The sequence below is a fragment of the Paenibacillus sp. VTT E-133280 genome (assembly GCF_002264385.1).
GTDB lineage: Bacteria > Bacillota > Bacilli > Paenibacillales > Paenibacillaceae > Paenibacillus_AQ > Paenibacillus_AQ nitricinens.
The window spans coordinates 21846-42471 of sequence record NZ_NFUX01000015.1; the positions used below are offsets into that span (position 1 = coordinate 21846).

The following is a 20626-nucleotide window of genomic DNA, read 5'->3' on the forward strand; positions in this document are numbered from 1 at the left end:
CATCTGAATGCAGTTATCCGGCAAAATGTGGTTACCTTGATTCTATCGTTCCTGAAGAAGAGCGTATATACCACTTTCGTATACTTTTAGTGCAGCTCAGGTCTAAATGAAATTATTTTAATAAAAGTTAAGTTTGTGTTTTTCGGTTTTTAACTATATAATAGTAAGCGACGAATATTTAGTTATCAATCTTATTCAGCAGTTACAAATGAACAATAATATTAGGAGGTTTTTTTCATGAGAATAGATATTTGGTCCGATTATGCGTGTCCATTTTGTTATATTGGTAAAAGACGTTTGGAGAATGCGCTGAGTCAGTTCCCGAACAGAGATCAAGTAGAGGTGGTATTCCGTAGTTTTCAACTGGATCCACATGCAAAATTGAATGAGACTCAGAGTATTCATGAGATGCTGGCTTCCAAATACGGAATGACGATTGAAAAAGCAAAAGCAATGAACGCACAGCTGACTGAGCAAGCCCAAGATGTGGGATTGGATTTCCAATTCGATACGATGAAGCATACGAATACTTTTGATAGTCACCGCCTAAGTCACTTTGCAAGCTCCAAGGGAAAAGGGGCAGAAATGTCCGAACGTCTGCTACGTGCTTACTTTACGGATTCATTGAATCTTGGAGACCGCAGTGTACTTGCTACACTTGCTGCTGAGGTAGGGCTGGATGAGGCAGAAGTAACAGCAATGCTGGAGACGGATGCTTATACAGCTGAAGTGAATGGTGATATCGAAGAAGGAAGCCGTCTGAATATTACCGGTGTACCATTCTTCGTGTTCAACAATAAATATGCGTTATCCGGTGCACAGCCAGGACCTGTATTTACAGAGGTATTGGATACCGTGTGGGCAGAAGAGCAAGCAGGGCCAACACTGCAAGTGGTGGGCAAAGGACAATCTGATGCATCCACAGATGATGGCTGCGCAGATGGATCTTGCAGCATATAAAGTTCAAATAGTGTGGAGAAGAAGAGATGGAGAAGTATCCATTTCTTCTTTTTTTAGTTCCGAAACGCTGCTCTGTTTTACACACTACAAAGACAAGCGCCCCCGGATAGATTCGGGAGCGCTTGTCTCTTTATGAGGTGTTTATCTAAAAGAAGTGATAAAGCTTGTGAACAACGTGCGGACATCGTACTGATGCTGATTAATTGGCTCGATAGGCCGATTAATACCAAGCAGTGTGTACACTGCAGTTCTTGCTGCTCGGATAGAGTATTCTTCGGTGAATACAACATCATCTGGAATTTCGCAATATTGTCCAACGAAGGCAAGGTTAGTGGAGCCTTCAGGAACTACTTTAGGTCGGTCACTGTTTAATCTAGGCATGAATTGTGAAGTGATATAAGGCATCATACATGGAATACAATTGGCGGTTGCCATAATCTCGTCCTTATGTTCTTCGAAATGAAGATGACCGATTAATTCTTCCATAATTTCTTCACCGGTACATTCGCTCATTTTCTTCTTCACGAAGTCGCCTACGTTGTCAGGGTACAAACCGTAACCCCAGAATACTTTTACATGGTCTGGTTGATTGCGGAAATGCGGTTGGAAAGCTAAGACAACGGACATTAACCAGCTCGAATCTTTAAAGGTAACCAATGCGCCAGTACCTGCACGATTACGAGTGAATTTCTCCATGAGATCGAAGAATTTGGAATCTTGGAAGGTCACGGTAAAGGACTCCCATTTCGAACCATCGACATGATCATCGAAGGATGATGGATTGCCAAGTCCAGGTTTTTTGGCGGCGATGTTCTCCCATAATTTCCACGAGCTTCCCTTGCCGTTGAGACGTGGGGCAGAGGTCATGGAACCTAGGCTGGAGCCTTCGGTCATAGAGCCGTTCGTGACGATTACGATATCGTCTTCATTTATGTTAATAACGTCGGCTACACCTTGGCGTAGGACGTTCATTTGGGTGACGGTAATGCCATCTCCATCTTTGAACTGCAGGTCGGTTACTGTACATTTCAGTGTAAAGTCTACGTCGAAGCCTTCAAGATATTTGTGCATAGGTAAGATGATAGAATCATACTGGTTATATGGAGTGCGGGTTACGCCTTCCAGGGTTTGAATTCTTGGAAACTCATGAACGAAGCGAATCATATATCGTTTAAGCTCTACAGCGCTATGCCAAGGTTGGAAGGCGAAAGTAGTAGCCCACATATACCAGAAGTTCGTAGTGAAAAAGTGTGGACCAAACCAGTCGTTAATCCGGGCTTTTCCCATTTTTTCTTCTGGTGTAATAATCAATTTACCCATCGCAAGCCGGTCAGCCATATCAAAGCCCATGGATAATACATCTTCCACCTCACCGTTGCGGTTTACGAGTCTAGCGTTAGCATGTGTTGGATTGGCGGTATCGAATTCTATAATCTCTTCTCTAACGGATTTCTCTGGATGGTCGAGGGAGGGAATCGACATGAGTAAATCCCATGTATTCTCATAGGTCTCATCGTTGAGCATCCGGCCACCGCGAATGACATAACCGTGCTCAGCGTCACCTGCGCCGTCGTTGCTGCCACCGAGAATCTTCATCTCTTCAATAATGTGAATGTTCTGTCCCGGAAAGTCACAGTCTCTGACCAGGTAAGCCGCGCCCGCTAAGGATGCAATTCCGCCACCGACAAAATAAACCTGTTTATTACCGTACTCTTTTTTCACAATGGTCGCCTCCAAGTTGTTGTTGAAATAATCACACTCTTAATGTAAATCAACTCCAATTTCGAAGGTATAATCAATCCTTATAGAGTGTATGGTTTTTAGTCATTACGGTCCATATGTCTAGTTTTTAGACAAAAAAACCGTTGAACCCAAAGGTTACAACGGCTTATTCTCATATTTGTGCAAAGCTTTTAGAAAATTCCCCTCAATAAGTACACTCAGCTTCTCGATAATGTGATCAGGATGCTCTTTCATACCATCTCTCATCCACTGAATGACGAGGCCTGTGAACGCCAGTGTATAAAAGTTAGCAATAAAATGCTTATCTTCGTGGCTAACTTCCATCCCGGCGGACAGTTCGTTTATGACACCCATAATGAGATCGTTCGTCACTTCGTATAGATACGCATCCAGATGATTTCTACCCAGTGAGTTCAAGGTGTTGCAGCAAAAGGTTTTATTTCGTTCGATATAGCAGAAAATTCTATAAAAACCGTCCGTCCACGTACTGTAGCTACGATACTGGGCGATGCTCTCTACAGCCTCGGTCTTATAGATCCAACCCAGTAAATCAAATATATCCTGAAAATGATAATAGAAGGTTTGTCTATTTAGTCCGCAATGGTCCACGAGCTGTTTGACTGTAATTTTATTGAGCGATGTATGTTCCATTAGTTCTTTTAAGGAATGAGACAATGCATTTTTGGTGAGAAAAGAATTGGACAACGTTCTATCATCTCCTCCATTCAAGCTTTTGGCCACTGCTTAACCAGTAGACGAATGCCTTCTGCCAACAAACCAAGTGCAAATCCGCCACATGTAAAAAAGAAAAAAGCTAGGAATCCCGCGAGATCCTCCCAACCGGACATCTCTCTATAGGTGTAGCTTAGCATAAGTACCGAACCGATAAGTATTCCTGTTGTAGTGATGAACCAGAGTAGACGAGCGCCGAGCCACCCTAAAGCATTGACGATACCAGATACGACAACAGAAAAAAGTGCGAAGCGAAGTAAGAGTGTGACATCCCAAGCGTGAGCCATCATTATAAATCTGTGCACTATGAAGAGCATCCATAGAACAACACCATAAACAGCCATCCAGATCAACCAGCGATTACTTTTGGCAGCAGGCAGGAATTTCATTTCTTGCTCACCTCTTTATCCAAAGTAAAAACGGTGTGCAGCAGGAATTATACGGAGAAAGATTCCAGCTCTTCTACACTTTGCAGAAGATGATTCAGCAGGTTCGGAATGTCGTCCATTTGCTCCTCAGTGATTTGTCTTTTGAATCGCAGCTCAATGCAGTTATTGTAGGTTTCGCCTTCTTGACCATAAATGAAGCTTAATGACTGTACAGGCTGGAATTCAGGCCCCCAGATGGCTTTGAGAATACTCTCGATTGCCTGACATTCAGTGGGGATATCTTCAATTTCCATATAAAAACGTAACGAAAGATTGCAGCCGGGATCCATGTTAGGCACTTCCAATATTTCATCGCTAAGATCTTTCACAGAGGAAGTTAGGAAGACTTCGGCGGTTACGCTTCTGCCAGCAGTTAATTGGAAGGAGAGGCTGAACTCTCTGGACATCAAAGCCATATTGAGAAGGTCGGAACGATCCGTAACTACCAAAATTCCGTCCAGGTTATCATAGTCATACATTTGGTTCTCAAAAGCAATTTTAATATTATCGAAAACAGTAGGATGGAACAATAATGGCACCTTCTTTGTTTATTAGTATTGTAACATGATCTAAATAGAAGTGAAAAAGATGCCCAAGGACCATATGGACCGGGCATCTTTTGTGTGTTACTCCATAACCTTGAACATACCCGTCATGCCGGGGGCGTGATTCTGAAAGCCGTATCGCTCATAAAAGGTATCATTGCCGTGTGATGCAAATAGTCCTACGAAAGCCCCTGTAAAACAATGAGATCGAATATAGCGTAGTAGCTGCTCAATAATGACATTACCAATGCCTTGGGCCTGAAATTGGGGAAGCACGGCTACGTCCTGAATATAGAAATACATATGACCATCGCCGACGATCCGCCCCATACCGATAACCTTGTCTTCCTGTACAACGACCATCCCATACACCGAATGCGCCAGAGAGGCTGCGGTCATTGCTGTATTCACGTTCCCCCAACCGACAGCTTCCCATAAGGAGGCATGTTCCTCAGTCGTGGGCATACGCTCAATACATTCATAATGATGTGCTGTTGTCATGGCTAATCACCCATTCTTTGTTAAGTTATTGTAGCGATTGTAGTGTAGTAAGCTCCACCGTAATCAGCCCCCTTAGGATGAATGGGTATTCTCTGTGAACTTGTTAGTTCGCAGGTTCAGGTGCGGTATATTTCAGGAATGTCTTCGGAATAGGACTTTCGAAGGTCATTAACACTCCTGTAGTAGGATGAATAAAAGAAAGTACACGAGCATGCAGACCGAGACGGCCCACCGTTTTGGTCTCTGCACCATACTTCTTGTCTCCTGCGATTGGATGCCCGATATCTGCCATATGAACACGAATCTGATTTTTGCGTCCAGTTTCAAGCTTTACCTCAAGCAACGAGAAGTGGCGGTTCGCCTGAATGAGCTTATAATGTGTGATTGCATGTAGACCATCGCCTTCATGTGGACTGGAGTACATTTTCAGGGTAGAGGTTTCTTTTAGCCAAGAGCTCACTGTACCTTCAGGTCTTTTGACGGCGCCTTCGACTAGTGCGACGTAAGAACGTTCTTTAACCGTATCCTTCCACGTAGTTTGCAGGGCTTGCTGGATCCGTTCGCTTTTGGCAAACATCATCACTCCAGAAGTATCGCGATCCAAGCGGTGTACAACAAAGATACGGTTCTTAGGATTGCTGGTGCGGACATGCTCCATAAGCTGGCGGTAAGCTGTCAATTCATTTTCTTCCGCAGTGGCAATGGATAGCAGTCCAGCATCCTTCTGAATAATGATTAGATCATCGTCCTCATGCACAATGGTAAGTCCGATCATTTCTGCTGTTTGTACAGGCTTCTCTTGATCTATCGTCACAGTTTGACCCGAGTGTAATTGGAAATTATGTTGTGTGACGACCTTGCCGTTCACAGATACTTGTCCGCGCGAAAGGATGGATTTAATCGCATTTCGTCCACGACCTGTGATGTGGGTGAGTAAGAAAGGCAACAGCTCAGAAGGTTCATTTACAGTAAAAGACTTAGGTGCTGCAGGTGCTTTAGCTTTATGATTAAGCTTGCCATTTGGCTTGCTGTGGGAACGAGTACCTCTTTTGGCTGTTTCTTTAGAATTTTTTCTTGAGTTCATGACTGCATTCTCCGTCCTTTAATATTGTACTCCTCAATATACCATGGGCGGTTAAGAAATACTATGTGAAGGGCAGCAAGAAACGCATTCGATTTATAGATAGAATAGCTGAGCTAGTCCAATAAGCAGGAATAAGCTGAGATATATCCAACCTATCACTTTAGCGAATTTCTTTTCCCGGTGCATAGCATTGACCGCATATATTTTAGTATCCACAGTAAGCAACAGAACACCGGAGATCAGCATCGCAACAATTACAAAGGTTAGCTGGTGATAGATCATAGCAGAGCCTCCTATAAATATCATTTATTCTTCTTTCAGGCCTACTCTGTCGATGTGCGTTTTCAATTTGATTTCTATACTGAGATTGGAATACTGCTGCTCCCAGTCATGCTTGTCACGAACATGGGCTTTCCAGTAGGAGGGAGCATATGCACGAATATATTCACCCATGCCAAAAACATCAGAGTGCGCTTGCTGCGTTTCTTGGATGAGCTGGTTGAAGATACTTAGTACTCTCTTTTGAAAGATATCTTCAATCTTTTCTAGAGAACGGCTGGTATCGACATGGATATCATTGCGTAAATGCTCATCTAGAGCCGCCTCTAAAGAGATGTTATAGATGATATGAGGTTTACCTTCTTTGAATTGAACTTTCACTCTCGTGAAACGGTCGTTGATCTTGAGCATTACTGGACCGAACTCCTCAGCATTGAAAAGATCAGAGTATCCCCCGGGATTAATGCCCTTCATGGCCATATATGCGCCAATCTCAATAGGAGTCGTGGAACCCACCATTAATCCACCGCTAAAGTAAGCTAAGCCTTTAATCATGATATTGTCCTCTTGATGCAAAGAGACGTAGGGCAGATAACCACTTTCCCCCCATTTGGATTCATCTGACCAGAATGCGCCGATATAATTGGCGGGGAATTTTCCTGATGTTACTGCTTTTTCCATGGTGGAGAGGATGTAAAGGGTCGGCACTCTCTGCAGCGGAGGATTAATATCCATAAATTTAGCAGCTTCGCCCTCGGATACTAGCAGCCAGGTCCGGCGACGAACTTCTGGATTACGCCGCAAATAATCATTTAAGTCATCCATGCTTTTTCTTGCAATATCCTCACTAATAACAATTACTCGTAAATGAATCAGATAACGTGGATCGGAAATTTGCTGCTGTAAATTGTTCATGGCGTCATCTAATGTGTATCCATATACTTCTACGACCCATACTGGATTTTGATTTCCACCCCCGCCTTCACCCCCACTGCCTGGTCCGAGTGGAACTCTTCCCGGAACCGCAATTTGGGCAGTTACACGGATTTTGGGCAGGTTAATATTTGCGCTCTTCAGATGAGTGGTTTGATCATCATTTGTTTTGCTGTCTGGAGGGACGGAATCAATGGACAGCCCTAGCACCAATGCACGATCTTCAATTTCGAGCTGGTCCCAGCAACCTGCGAGCAATCCAGACAGGAGTGAGAGAATAAACATAAGAACTACACGCTTGTAAATTTTTTTACTCATGAGAAATGGCTCCTTTATGCCGGATTAGAGAGACTAACCATAATAAAAGAGGATAGAAGGTCAAAAAAACCAAACCGATAATCGCTGTAACGCTGGCAAATGTATTGACCTGAAATATGTTTCTCGGAAAAAGTGAAAAAATAAAGATAAGCGGAAATAAGAAATTGGAGATCAGGCGGTGATCCTTGTGTCGCAGTACTTGTTGCAGAGAGTATGCGGCTAGATAGTAGTTCGTAAAGATGGTAGTGAAGATAGAAATCACCCAAATGATTATAAAAAGAGCATCAAACCGTTCTAATAATCCTGCACCGATGGATATGGAGCGAGCTGCTTCCAGGGTTGGATAGGAAAGTATTTTGGATTCTTGAGCTCCAAACATGCCTAAACTGACCCAAACGATCATTACATAAATGAATCCAATGAAACAAAGTGCAAAAATGCCTGCTTTAAGGGCTTGTTGAGGTTTTTTCATTAGAGGAACTAATAGTGTTAGGACAAATGTGCCCTGATAAAGGGCGGCAGACGTAATCGTTCCTTTGGAAAAGCTTGAAAAGGTGGTGTAATTTCCGGTGAGGGGAAGTAAGTTCAGAACATCAACATTTTTCATAGCTACCAATGTAATTGCGATAACAGATAATAGAATAAAAGGTAAATAAAAAACATGTACATAAGTAAATTTTACAACATTTCTACGGATTGATAAGGCAACCAGTAGGAGCATTAAGAGAATTACTGCTTCTATAGGCGTCTTTTTAAAGACAACGGCAACACATACTTCACCGAATTGGCGCATGGTGATCCCTGCAGAGAAAGCAAAGAGCAAAGTGATAAGAATGGAGAATATATCCGCGAGCCAAGTTCCGAGAAGGCGGCGGCTGAATACGAATAACGTTTCGTTCGGGAATTTTCGGCAGACAACCGCTGTAAACCAGCAACCCAAAAAAGCAATAGGTACGCCAGAAGCAGTTACGAGCGGTGCACCACTGTCTCCGGCTTCAGCCATATAACGAGGAATACTTAAGATTCCTATTCCTATAATCGTACTGATGATTACAGCCATGACTTGGATTGTTGATATGGGGCGGTTACGATTCATCAGCTTCACTTTTCTCCTTAAAAATCAGATCGGTATGCATTTTGGGGATATCCTTGGCAAGAAGGTCAGGATCAGGTGTATTGAGAAAGCTTGGGCGACTTCGCATCCACCATAAAGGTGCCCGAACGATACTATCCTTAAGATCCTTCCATATCGTAGGCACAAAGGGTGTCATGTAGGGAACACCAAAGGATTCCAGGAATAATAAGTGGTTAACAATAACAATCGTACCAAGCATTACTCCGTACAGACCAAAACAGCCTGCCAATATGATCAATGGAAATCTAAGCATTCTTGAAGAGATAGCGGCATTGTAAGCGGGTGTGGCAAAAGACCCTATGGTCGTTATAGCGACAACAACTACGGTAGTTGGACTCGCCAGACCTGCTGCTACGGCTGCCTGACCAATGACAAGCACACCTACAATAGAAAGTGCCCCGCCAATCATTTGCGGTAAGCGAATGGTTGCTTCACGCAGCACCTCCATGAAGACCTCCATAATCAGAACTTCCAATACGGCTGGAAAGGGCACGCCAGCTCTTGCACCTGTTATCGCTACCGCGAACTCCGTCGGTAGTAGCTCAGGATTGAAAGAGATGATGGACACATATAAGGATGGAAAGAAAAGGGAGAATAATAAGGCAATCAGGCGGATCATTCGTAGGAGGCTTCCTACGATAAAACGTTCCGTGTAGTCATCTGTCGTCTGAAAGAATTGATTGAAAAGTGCCGGGACGATGAGGCAGAAAGGTGAGCCGTCTACAAGGATGATGACTCGTCCTTCTAATAAAGAGGCTATAGATTTATCCGGGCGTTCGGTTGGCTGAACCTGCGGAAATGGGGACAAGGGATGATCTTCTATGAATTGCTCGATATATCCCGAATCAAGGATGCCATCTACATTTATAGCTGACAATCTCTTCATCACCTTTTGAACCAGTCCTGGATCAGCTATTCCTTCGATATAACAAACAGCTACTTTTGAGCGTGTCCGTACGCCAAGAGGAGCAGTTACAACACGAAAATCCGGCGTTTGCAGTCGGTAGCGAAGCAAGGAGAGATTGGATTGTAAATTCTCGATAAACCCATCACGCGAACCGCGTATGACTTGTTCAGTTTGAGGCTGCTCAATGCTACGATGCTCAATTTTACGCAGATTGAAATACAGGGCCTGATCCATTCCATCTACGATTAGAACTACATTTCCCTCCAACAGGATGGAGGCTAAAGCATTTAGATCCTTAGTTCGGTTCCCTTGTGTTACTTGTACCGTCATACTCCAGATGTAATCAGGTAGATCCTTAAGATCTTCTGGAATTTCTGAGGGGTCGGAGGAAACATTCATTAATGGCTTTAAAACATAGTTCTGAATTTGATTCTGATCCACCACAGAAGAAAAAAAGATAATAGCCGCATCATGTCTACCATACACTTTGAAGTTACGGACTATAAGATCGCTGTCTTCTCCAAAGACTTGTCGAATGAAGCTTATATTGCTCTCCAGGCTGGAATCCAGTGGCTTTATTGGACGATTGTCCTGGGCAGAGGACTCTTTGCGTGCAGGCTTTTGTTTAAAAGAGGTATATTTTTGTTTCCAATTTTGCACGGTCGCTCCACCTTTCTATGAAATCACGCTTCTTAAAGCTTGGCTTAAAAGAAGACCTTTTATGTAAATATTTCAAAGGAAGAACATGGTGACCATAGTTAAGGAGTGTTGCTCAATACACTTTTGACCGCTAAACTAAAGATAGAAACGCTTAAGGGGTTATGAGAGATATGATGATGCAAACACCTACTATGGAACAGGCGCAGGCTGAGCTGCAAAAATATTACGGTTATCCGGATTTTCGGGATGGTCAGAAGAAGATTGTTCAGAACTTGCTGGAAGGGCGCGACACGCTGGGGATTCTTCCTACGGGAGGTGGGAAATCGATTTGCTATCAAGTTCCCGCACTGCTGCTTCCTGGGCTGACACTGGTGATCTCACCATTGATTTCACTGATGAAGGATCAGGTCGATGCATTAACCACGGCGGGTATTCCGGCAGCCTTTATTAATAGCACGTTAAGCGGGAAAGAAGTAAATGAGCGGATTCGTGCTGCCCGTCGCGGCGATTTGAAGCTGCTTTATGTTGCGCCCGAAAGGCTAGAGCTGGACTGGTTCCGACTGGAAATGGCTGAGCTGGCAATTTCCTGTGTAGCTGTGGATGAGGCACACTGTGTATCTCAGTGGGGGCATGATTTCCGCACAAGCTATTTGTCGGTGTCGCCATTTGTGAATGAGCTGCCAGAACGGCCAATCTTGGCTGCATTTACAGCGACGGCAACACCAGAGGTTATGGAGGACATGGTTCGGCTGCTGCGTCTGCGCGAGCCGGGTATTTTCATGACTGGACTCGGAAGAGATAATCTAGCGATGTCTGTGTTACGTGGGGAGAATAAGCGGGAATTCGTTATGGATTACACAGCGACGCATTCTCATCAGCCGGGTATTGTATATGCGGCTACACGCAAAGAAGTGGATGATCTATATCAAAGGCTGCAGGCTTCAGGAATAGCGGCAGGCCGCTATCATGCAGGTATGAATGATCAGGAGCGGGCAGATAGCCAGGAAGGCTTCCTATATGACGATATCCGGGTCATGGTGGCCACAAATGCTTTTGGGATGGGGATTGATAAATCCAATGTCCGGTATGTCATTCATTATAATATGCCGAAGAATATGGAAGCTTATGTTCAGGAAGCGGGTCGTGCGGGTCGTGACGGTGAGCCTAGTGAGTGTATCCTGCTCTTTAGTGCGCAGGATATTATGACACAGAAGTTCCTGATCGAGCAGAATCCGCAGGATACGGACCGTAAAGCTAACGAATATCGCAAGCTTCAGCAAATGATTGATTATTGTTATACTACCCGCTGCTTGCGCAGTGCCCAACTAGATTACTTCGGTGAGGCGCATGAAGACAAGTTATGCGGCATTTGCAGCTCATGTACAGATGAACGAGAGCTTATAGATATGACCGTAGATGCGCAAAAGATATTCTCTTGCATCCACCGTATGCGGGAACGTTATGGAGTAGCATTAGTGGCTTCTGTGCTGAAAGGCTCTCGCAATCAGAAAGTGATGCAATATGGTTTTGATAAGCTGCCGACCCATGGGGCATTGTCGAGCCGGACAGAGAAGGAAATCTCGGAGAGCATTAATGTGCTGATCTCAGAGGGATATCTGGTCTTGTCGGAAGGACAGTATCCAGTAGTACGGCTACAGCCTTTAGCTGCTGAGGTACTGCGTGGACAACGTGAGGTCACGCAGCGGGTGGCACGTCCATCACGAGTAGGCGCGGCATCCGGCACGCGAGTTCGTAGTCGTGGGCATGACCTGTCACCTTCGGCGGTCAATGAGACCGTCTTTGAGCAGCTTCGTCTGATCCGGAGAGAGTTGGCGGGACGTGAGCATGTGCCCTCATATATCATTTTTAATGATGCTACGCTGCGTGAGATGAGTGTGGTTTGCCCGCAGACCGAAGCGGAAATGCTGAGAGTGAAGGGCGTAGGGGAAGTGAAATACCGGAAGTACGGTAAAGCATTCCTAGAGTTTTTTCAAAATGAAATGTAGAGAAGGTCGTGTAGCATGAAAATCATCCTAACCACATTAAACGCCAAATATATCCATACCTCACTGGCAATTCGTTTGCTTAAAGCCTACAGTGAGCATGAATTTAATGATATTCATTTAGTGGAGTACACCATCAAAGATCCCGTGATGAATATCGTGTCCGACTTGTTTCAGAAACGGCCAGATGTGATTGGCTTCTCTTGTTATATCTGGAATATCGAGGAGACGCTCAAGCTGATCGGAATTCTTAAGCAAGTGATGCCCGAGGTTACGATTGTTCTCGGAGGTCCGGAAGTTTCTTATGAGCCGCTGCATTGGATGAAGAGAGAAGCTGGCATTGATTTTATCGTCAACGGAGATGGAGAAGAGACCTTCCATCATCTGCTGCAGGAGTTGAGAGATGACCGGAAATTTCATTTTGTGTACGGAGCTGCTTATCGTAAGGGAGAGGAGATCATTGTAAATCCACCTCGTCCCAAAAGCGATCTAAATACGCTGCCTACACCGCATCGTTTTCCAGAGGATATTCCAGATTTGAGCAAACGTATTGTTTATTTTGAGACAAGTCGTGGGTGCCCGTTTAACTGTCAATTTTGTTTATCCAGTATTGAGGTTGGCGTACGTTACTATGATATTGAACGAGTGAAGTCTGATTTACTCTATTTAATTGAAAATGGTGCCAAAATCATTAAATTTTTGGACCGCACCTTCAATATCAACCGCAACTATGCGATGGAAATGTTTCAATTCCTGATCGATAATCATCAAGGCTGTGTGTTCCAGTTTGAAATTACAGCAGATATCATGCGGCCAGAAGTTCTGGATTTCCTGTCGAACAATGCGCCACCGGGCATCTTTAGGTTCGAGATTGGTGTACAGTCTACGAACGATGAGACGAACGAGCTCGTTAAACGTCGCCAGAATTTCAAGAAGCTGTCTCGTACGGTAATGAAGATCAAGGAAAGTCGCAATATCGATCAGCATCTAGATTTGATCGCGGGGCTTCCTATGGAGGATTACACCACCTTCCGCAAAACGTTTAATGATGTATTCGTTATGGAGCCAGAAGAGCTGCAGCTTGGTTTCCTTAAAATGCTTCGCGGGACGGGTCTGCGTGCACAGGCGGCAAAATATGAGTATACGTATATGGAACATGCCCCTTACGAAATCCTTAGCAGTCATATGATGACCTTCTCGGATATTATCCGCTTGAAGCGGCTTGAGGACGTGCTGGAGAAATACTGGAACAGCCACCGGTTGGACCATACGGCTAAATACTTGATCCGTCATGTGTTTGATTCCCCATTCGATTTCTTTCAGGAGTTCGGTGACTATTGGGAGGAGAGAGGCTGGCAAAAGATTGGGCATCAGCTGGAAGATCTCTTTATCCGTTTGCAGTCCTTCTTAATAGATCGTGGGACTCCATCTATGGATATTATTACGGGGCTAATGAAGCTTGATTATTTCCTAGGACACAAGTATAAGCCTCGCAAAATCTGGTGGGATTTCGTGTTGGATAAGTCGGATTGGTCGAGTTACTTGAGGGATATCGCTGCTAATCCGGGTCAAATCTCTGCACAGTTGGCAGAAGCCGGACTCAGTGAAAGAGAGCTGCAAAAATATACGGTGCTTGAAGTGCTGCCGTTCTCGCTTGAAGCGGTACTGGAATCCATCAGCGGTCTACGGGCGGATGGGGGTTCAGAGGAAGAGGAAGAGGACAATGCTGTCGATGGGGCTGTACCTTCTCCTGAGTCATTAATACTGGGAGTTACAGAGCGTAGTTTAGAAGAGTCTGTCCAAACCACAAGCTCTGCTGTAGCCGTAGCTGAACCAACTTCCGTTCCCGAAGGTCGCACGCTGCTAATTGTAATGTATCAGCAGAACGAGAGCCAACGCGCTCAGTATTATACTTTACCTTTGTAATAGTTCTATATAGATCGCTCCCCTGGGGCGGTCTATTTTTGTTTTATATGCAAGGTTTACCTGCTAAATTTAGTGTTATTGGGCCCGTATGACCTTACATGTGTGATTTCTCCACAATTGTGAGTCCGAAAATGATGGTGGGGGAGTAATGGTTGCCTAAAAGCATCCATGTATCCGAAAAGAGGGGAGGGGCTAGGATTAACGAGTGTGGTAAATTGCTCACAACCCAAAACGAAGAGCAGCGATCCCCAATAACGGGAGGATGGCTGCTCCGAAAAACCTCGTTTTTCTCTTAACTTGTAGTCGTAACCTCAGAAGGGAGATGCTGTTCTAGCCAGTTAAGCACATCGGCCGTAACTTGATCCCGGTTCACCTCATTAAGCATTTCATGCCTGCCACCTGGATAGAGCCGATACTCTACGTCCGATATCCCTCGCTTCTTGTACAGCTCCGCAAGACGAGGAATGCCTTGTCCGCTCATCCCTACAGGATCCTTATCCCCACCAAAGATATAAATGGGCTTACTTGTACATAATGTCCTAAGTGATTCCTCGGTATGGATCTCCCTTAGGAGGTGGAAAAAACCACGGAAAAAGCGTGTTGTACAAATAGCGCCACAGAATGGATCGGAAATGTACTTATCTACTTCCGCATCATCGCTGCTCAGCCAGTCATATGCTGTTCTTACGGGAGAAAAAGCACGGTTATAACTGCCGAATACTAAGCTGTTTAGTAGTACACTGCGGTGATGTTCACCCTTTAACTTGAGCTGTGCACTAGCCAGAGATTCTCCAAGGCGCAGCATACCGCGAGGACCATTTGTACCGCTTAGGATAAATCCTGCATAGATTTCGTTACCCTCTTCACACATCAGCTTTTGAGCCAGAAAGGAACCCATACTATGAGCGAATAGAAAGATAGGCTTACCTTCATGTTTGGAGAGTGCTTTGGCTGCTACCTGGAGCAGATTGCGCCGCATCCAATAGAATCCGTCCTCCCCAACATCGCCAAGCAGATCGACTTGACCAGCGGTTTTACCATGTCCCCGGTGGTCATTGACATATACTGCATAACCTACTCCTGTTAAGGCTTCCGCAAAACGAGCATAACGGACAGCTGTTTCACACATACCGTGAGAAATTTGCACGATTCCTCTAACTGGCACATCGGATTCAGGTAACCATTCATAGACATGGATATTTACACCTATGGGATCCGTTAGGGTAAAACTATTTTCCTTCATGGTCCATTCCTCCTAAAGGTTCTCGACTTATGGTAAATAAGAGCGAAGCACAGTAGAATGACCTTCGATAGCGTAACGGCCGAGACTGGAAGGAATCAGATAGCATTCTCCTGCAGCATAAGGCTGGGAGCCGCCATCCCAAGTAAGATGTCCGCTGCCTTCACAGATGACTAGAATAGTAAAGCTGTCTTCTGTAGTGGTGAGGCCCCATGAACCATTTACGATTCCTTTTTCTACGATGAAATATGGCGAAGCGGCAAGTTGCAGCCACTCACCAGGTACTGCGTTATCTGTCTTCATCGAAGTAGCCCCGGCGCCTTCATAAGCTGTAACATTAAGTGAATCCTCAATATGAAGCTCACGTGGCTTTCCGTCCAGGCCTGGACGGTCATAGTCATAAATACGGTATGTAGTGTCGGAATTTTGCTGGATCTCTGCTACAACGACACCAGCGCATAACGCATGAACGGTTCCGGCTGGAATATAGAAGGAGTCTCCTGCAGAGACAGATACTTCTTGAAGGCTATCCATAACGGTGCCTTTTTCCAGTGCTTCGCGCAATGTTTCACGATCCACGCCTTCTTTAAGACCATAGATGATTTTGGCACCTGGCTTAGCGTCTAACACGTACCACATCTCTGTTTTGCCCAGTTCACCTTGTGGCAATCCCTCATAATCATCTGTAGGGTGGACTTGAACGGAAAGATTGTCGTTGCAGTCCAGCAATTTGATTAGTAGAGGAAATCTTCCACCCGTTTCAGAAATCCCTTTGCTTCCGAACCATTCATGGCCGAACTGCTCACGAATTTGATCTAACCCTTGGCCGGCTAACTCTCCGTTTACTACTGAAGACGTTCCATTCGCGTGATCGGCGATCATCCAGCCTTCGCCAATATGTCCTTCTGGCAGATCTAGGCCGAATTTCTCCAGCGCGCGGCCTCCCCAGACACGTTCTTTAAACTCCGGTTGAAATTTCAAAGGATATGGTTGAGTCATTACTACATCTTCCTTCCCAAATATAAAATTGTTTGATGCTTACAGTTTAAGAGGGGATTCCTTTTTTCTTTTCAAGCGCAATCATATAAGGTGAATCCGTGCGCTGAAGCTGACGATAAACAATGCTTTGTGCTACCTTTTGGGAAACAGCTGCTGCCCAAGATTCAACGGCATCGGCTTCTTTATCTCCGCCAGTATGGCCGGGATAAAGAACCGCCGTGATGATCCCGCCTGGACGCAGTAACTGGAGAGAAGCTTCCAAGGCTGCAATGGAGCTGCCTGGCTGAGTAATGATGTTCTTGTCGGCATCTCCTGAAGGCAAGTATCCTAGATTGAACATTACAGCACCAACGGTGCCATGCCAGTTCGCTGGAACAGCTTCAGCCATTTCTGCGTGACTACGTTCCAGCAAAGTGACGGTGGCGAGCGAGGGAGCTTCCTCTCTTGCAAGCCGCAGGCGCTCTTCAGCCAGCTTCAGCGCTGCAGCTTGAATGTCAAAGCCGTAGACTTCACCGCGAGCTCCGACCATTTTGGCTAGAAAAAGCGTATCAGCACCAGTACCTACAGTGGCATCAATTGCACGCTCACCTATAGTTAGCCGCTCAGAGATTAATTTATGAGCAAAGCTTAGAACGGACATGAAGCCCATTAGCTTTTCCTCCAATACTTACCCTGCCAAGTATCACGAGCAACAAGCTCAGCGTCAATGGCATTTAGCACTTCCCACTTTTTGAGACTCCACAACGGACCGACTAAGAGATCCCGAGGAGCGTCACCAGTCAAGCGATGTACAATCATCTCAGGGGGCAGAATTTCGAGTGAATCAACAATCAGCTTCACATACTCGTCCTGTTCCATGAACCGTAGCAGTCCGGCTTCGTACTGCTTCACCATGGGTGTTTTACGCATGAGATGTAGCAGGTGAATCTTAATTCCTTGGACATCCATACGAGCGACAGCAGATACCGTTTCCAGCATCATTTCATGCGTCTCCTGTGGGAGGCCGTGAATGATATGGGTACAGATACGAATGCCGTGACGCCGCAGCTTATCAACAGCCTCTAAATAACACTGGGTATCATGGGCCCGATTAATAAGCTCAGAAGTGGAGTCGTGTATAGTCTGAAGCCCCATTTCTACCCACAGATAGGTGCGCTCGTTTAGCTCTGCTAAATATTCGACAACATCATCTGGCAAACAGTCAGGCCGTGTAGCAATAGAAAGTCCAACGACACCGGGCTGCTGCAAAATCTCTTCGAAATATTCTCTAAGCTCTTCGACCGGAGCGTACGTATTCGTATAGGCCTGAAAATATCCGATGTATTTAGCGTTTGGCCATTTAAGATGCTGCTTATCACGGATGTTATTAAATTGGGTGACGAGATCATCTCGGCGACTTCCTGCAAAATCACCAGAACCTCTGGCACTGCAAAATGTACAACCGCCTTTAGCGATGGAGCCGTCACGGTTGGGACAGGTAAAGCCAGCATCAAGCATAACTTTGAATACCTTGGTGTTCAAATGTTCACGCATTTCGTAATTCCAGGTATGAAAACGTTTATCTCCCCAAAGCTGCGGAGGAGTAGTGTATTGAAGATTAGACACGAGGAGCTCCTTTCTGAAAATATAAACATGGATAAGTATCCTTATCCTTATATTTTTCTGAGACGGATGGCATCCTTTATAAAAGAACACGCAGCCGTTTCTTATAACCCAATACATTGTATCAAAAAACAGAGCTCGGCGTAACATTCACTCACGGTACTGGCATGAAAATAGGCCGAAAGTAAGGCGCTTTCAACTTGAAAATGCTTACATAGTATGTTATATTCAGAGTGTGAAACGCTGCTGTGGCATAAAGAAATTCAGCCAGGAGTTCATAATTTCGTGTCGTCCGATCCATAATAATAACCGTGAGGTGATAGCAATGAATTCTCAAACGGTATATGCTGAGGGTAAAGATTCGATTGAAGTCCACTTAACGCCAGATGAAGCCCTTGCACTAACAGGCGTGGAATTTAACGGCAACCCTAAGATCAAGACTGATGCACAGCGTAAAATTCGCAGCGCATTCGAAAAAAAGACATTTGCCAAATAGCTCAAACACAAAGTAGATCCTAATCTACCGGATAAGAATGAGCCTTAATACCAAATATACACAACGAAGGAATTCCCCTGGATAGCTCATTTAAGAGCTGAACCAGAGAATTCCTTTTTCTTTTTTACCCCAATCCCTTTACTTTTCGGGACAATTTCGGCACAATATTGCAAGTGACAGTTATCGTATAAGAGATAATCGGAGGAATACCTATGCGTTTACGCGGAAGAAAAGGAATACGTGAAAGTTTGGAAGAACAGACCGATCTAGTCATTCTAGACCCTCGGAGTTATAAAGGTGAGTGGTCCAAGCTGTTTGGAAATGATCATCCGATCCATGTGGAGTTCGGAATGGGCAAGGGACAGTTTATCAGTCAAATGAGCTTTAAATATCCCGATATTAATTTTATCGGCGTTGATATGTATGATGAGCTGATCCGCCGTGCTGGAGATAAGGCTAGAGCGGTATGGGAGCCGGCAGGTCATGAGACGCCGCCTAACCTGAAATTGGCACTCGCCAATATTGATTATGCAGAGGAAGTATTTACTCCAGGAGAACTGGAACGAATTTATCTTAACTTTAGTGATCCGTGGCCGAAGAGTAAGCATGCTCGTCGTCGTTTGACACACCCGCGTTTTCTTGACAAATATCGGGGGCTGCTAAGCGACTTAGGTGAAATTCATTTGAAAACAGATTCCCGAAGCCTATTTGAATTCTCATTAAATGCATTTGCGGACTTTGGTTTACAGATGAAAAATATCTCGTTAGACCTACATGCGGACGGGATCATAAATGAGGATCATATTATGACAGAATACGAGACGAAATTTGTCGGACGCGGCGTGAATATCCATCGTTGTGAGGCCATTGTAGGTGCGGAAGCGCTCAAGCAGTATCAAGCTACCCGTTTGGACAAATACCGGTTGTAGTTACAAAGCACTGCTCCTAAAGACATGCTTCAATAATAAAGTAGCAGCCTCCAAGTGGTTTGGAGGCTGCTGCTTTATTTTGTTAACTATTCCAATAATTCGATAATGCTCTGAGCACATTGCAATGGGTGGTAACGGGCGATTTCCTCGAGATGAAGTTTTCGCTTATTCTGCACATCCTCGTAGTTGTTTAAGAGACGCTCCATCCACATTATGACTACGTCTAAAGACTCAATCGGCTCTCCGAAACCTGCTGCGGTAAAATAACGGCAATTTTCCTCCTCCTGCCCGGGCAGAGGGTTATAGAAAAGCATCGGTATTCCTTTAGCGAGCCCTTCACTGCAGGTCATTCCACCCGGTTTTGTGACGAGCAGATCGGACACCTCCATCAGCTTGTCAATCTCACGCGTAAAACCGATCAAGGAAATATTAGGATGATTATAACGTGAGTCTTCTTTCATTTCCTGAAGCAGCTCTTCATTCTTGCCGAGACAGAAAACAATCTGAATCTTCTCACGCCATTCCGCCAGACAGGCATTTACAACCTGATCGTTCATGATCCCCCAGCCGCCGCCCATGACTAGTACTGTTGGCATATCCTTGAGATTGAATTGCTGTCGAATCTCCTGCTTTCCAGGGTGCTGCCAAAAGTTAGGATGTACGGGTATCCCTGTAACCTGAATTTTCGCAGCAGGAATGTTTCGCATACGCAATTTGGATTTAACCTCTGGTGTTGATACCAGATAACGGTCTACCTCTGGACTGATCCAGCTGGCATGTGCGTCATAATCCGTTATAACAGTTACGAGTGGCACCTTTAGGGTGGGATCCACTCTCTTAAGACGAGATACTACAGCACCCGGAATGAAGTGTGTGCAGACAATAACGTCAGGTTTCAACTGCATGACAACATTTTTGGTATGCGTATAAAATATACGATGCAGGGCAAGCGTGGTAAGACGATTAAATGATTTTTGGTGACGATAGACATACCCCATCAGCTTTGGCTGAGTCGTTACCGTCTTACGGTAAGCGGACAGAATAATGGGGGCCATTTTGGGATTTAGGAAGTTCCCAAGTTCTAGCACCTTCGTTTGTAAATTAGGTGACAGTTGGCGCAAACTGCTCGACAGCGCATAAGCTGCTTGAGTATGTCCTGCTCCAAAGCCTTCTGAAAGTATTAAAATTCTTTTTTTTTGCAATTTT

The 20626-nt window shown here is 44.9% G+C and carries 20 protein-coding genes; 5 read left to right on the top strand and 15 right to left on the bottom strand.

The window, feature by feature from the left end; genetic code table 11:
• Positions 1 to 237 precede the first annotated feature (237 nt).
• Entirely contained in the window at positions 238 to 960 is a 723-nt protein-coding gene (locus tag CA600_RS09215) for a DsbA family oxidoreductase (RefSeq protein ID WP_094869918.1), read from the top strand.
• Positions 961 to 1101: 141 nt separating this feature from the next.
• On the opposite strand, the gene CA600_RS09220 is transcribed toward CA600_RS09215, so the two are convergent.
• The 10 genes from CA600_RS09220 to CA600_RS09265 all read right to left on the bottom strand — a co-directional run bounded on the left by CA600_RS09220 (position 1102) and on the right by CA600_RS09265 (position 10225).
• Positions 1102 to 2682: an oleate hydratase gene (locus tag CA600_RS09220; RefSeq protein ID WP_094869919.1), complete on the bottom strand. Its 1581-nt coding sequence runs from the start codon at positions 2680 to 2682 to the stop codon at positions 1102 to 1104.
• 156 nt (positions 2683 to 2838) lie between these two features.
• Entirely contained in the window at positions 2839 to 3408 is a 570-nt protein-coding gene (locus CA600_RS09225) for a TetR-like C-terminal domain-containing protein (protein ID WP_042125036.1), read from the bottom strand.
• Between the two features lie 20 nt (positions 3409 to 3428).
• Positions 3429 to 3824, bottom strand: coding sequence for a hypothetical protein (locus tag CA600_RS09230; protein WP_094869920.1), 396 nt, complete (start codon positions 3822 to 3824; stop codon positions 3429 to 3431).
• A 47-nt stretch (positions 3825 to 3871) separates the two neighbouring features.
• Positions 3872 to 4393 (bottom strand): hypothetical protein, encoded by a 522-nt coding sequence (locus tag CA600_RS09235; protein ID WP_094869921.1) that lies wholly within the window; start codon positions 4391 to 4393, stop codon positions 3872 to 3874.
• 96 nt (positions 4394 to 4489) lie between these two features.
• Positions 4490 to 4909, bottom strand: coding sequence for a GNAT family N-acetyltransferase (locus CA600_RS09240; protein WP_094869922.1), 420 nt, complete (start codon positions 4907 to 4909; stop codon positions 4490 to 4492).
• Positions 4910 to 5012: 103 nt separating this feature from the next.
• Entirely contained in the window at positions 5013 to 5993 is a 981-nt protein-coding gene (locus tag CA600_RS09245; protein ID WP_094869923.1) for an RluA family pseudouridine synthase, read from the bottom strand.
• Positions 5994 to 6086: 93 nt separating this feature from the next.
• Complete coding sequence (locus CA600_RS09250; RefSeq protein ID WP_094869924.1) at positions 6087 to 6275, bottom strand: CLC_0170 family protein; 189 nt, start codon at positions 6273 to 6275, stop codon at positions 6087 to 6089.
• Between the two features lie 24 nt (positions 6276 to 6299).
• A complete protein-coding gene (locus tag CA600_RS09255; RefSeq protein ID WP_094869925.1) occupies positions 6300 to 7523 on the bottom strand; it encodes a Ger(x)C family spore germination protein in 1224 nt (407 codons plus the stop codon).
• Entirely contained in the window at positions 7516 to 8619 is a 1104-nt protein-coding gene (locus CA600_RS09260) for a GerAB/ArcD/ProY family transporter (protein ID WP_094869926.1), read from the bottom strand. The genes CA600_RS09255 and CA600_RS09260 overlap by 8 nt, the downstream gene beginning before the upstream one ends.
• Positions 8609 to 10225 (bottom strand): spore germination protein, encoded by a 1617-nt coding sequence (locus tag CA600_RS09265; RefSeq protein ID WP_179281577.1) that lies wholly within the window; start codon positions 10223 to 10225, stop codon positions 8609 to 8611. The genes CA600_RS09260 and CA600_RS09265 overlap by 11 nt, the downstream gene beginning before the upstream one ends.
• 170 nt (positions 10226 to 10395) lie before the next feature.
• Here CA600_RS09265 and recQ point away from each other — a divergent pair, with 170 nt between their 5' ends.
• Positions 10396 to 12231, top strand: a complete 1836-nt coding sequence (gene recQ / locus CA600_RS09270; RefSeq protein ID WP_094869927.1) for a DNA helicase RecQ — start codon at positions 10396 to 10398, stop codon at positions 12229 to 12231.
• Positions 12232 to 12246: 15 nt separating this feature from the next.
• Entirely contained in the window at positions 12247 to 14154 is a 1908-nt protein-coding gene (locus tag CA600_RS09275) for a B12-binding domain-containing radical SAM protein (RefSeq protein WP_094869928.1), read from the top strand.
• Between the two features lie 292 nt (positions 14155 to 14446).
• Here CA600_RS09275 and CA600_RS09280 read toward each other — a convergent pair whose 3' ends face one another.
• The 4 genes from CA600_RS09280 to CA600_RS09295 are packed head-to-tail and all read right to left on the bottom strand — an operon-like array spanning position 14447 to position 17998.
• Complete coding sequence (locus CA600_RS09280) at positions 14447 to 15397, bottom strand: alpha/beta fold hydrolase (protein WP_094869929.1); 951 nt, start codon at positions 15395 to 15397, stop codon at positions 14447 to 14449.
• A 27-nt stretch (positions 15398 to 15424) separates the two neighbouring features.
• Entirely contained in the window at positions 15425 to 16393 is a 969-nt protein-coding gene (locus tag CA600_RS09285) for a type I phosphomannose isomerase catalytic subunit (protein ID WP_094869930.1), read from the bottom strand.
• A gap of 46 nt (positions 16394 to 16439) precedes the next feature.
• Positions 16440 to 17042, bottom strand: coding sequence for a class I SAM-dependent methyltransferase (locus CA600_RS09290; protein ID WP_094869931.1), 603 nt, complete (start codon positions 17040 to 17042; stop codon positions 16440 to 16442).
• Positions 17042 to 17998 (bottom strand): TIGR01212 family radical SAM protein, encoded by a 957-nt coding sequence (locus CA600_RS09295; RefSeq protein ID WP_094869932.1) that lies wholly within the window; start codon positions 17996 to 17998, stop codon positions 17042 to 17044. Before CA600_RS09295 ends, CA600_RS09290 begins: the two co-directional genes overlap by 1 nt.
• A gap of 322 nt (positions 17999 to 18320) precedes the next feature.
• On the opposite strand from CA600_RS09295, the gene CA600_RS31175 reads away from it, so the two are divergent.
• Entirely contained in the window at positions 18321 to 18491 is a 171-nt protein-coding gene (locus CA600_RS31175) for a hypothetical protein (protein WP_179281578.1), read from the top strand.
• Positions 18492 to 18703: 212 nt separating this feature from the next.
• Complete coding sequence (gene trmB / locus CA600_RS09300; protein WP_094869933.1) at positions 18704 to 19420, top strand: tRNA (guanosine(46)-N7)-methyltransferase TrmB; 717 nt, start codon at positions 18704 to 18706, stop codon at positions 19418 to 19420.
• Between the two features lie 86 nt (positions 19421 to 19506).
• Here the strand turns inward: trmB and CA600_RS09305 are convergent, their stop codons facing one another.
• Positions 19507 to 20622 (bottom strand): MGDG synthase family glycosyltransferase, encoded by a 1116-nt coding sequence (locus CA600_RS09305; protein WP_094869934.1) that lies wholly within the window; start codon positions 20620 to 20622, stop codon positions 19507 to 19509.
• Positions 20623 to 20626 lie beyond the last annotated feature (4 nt).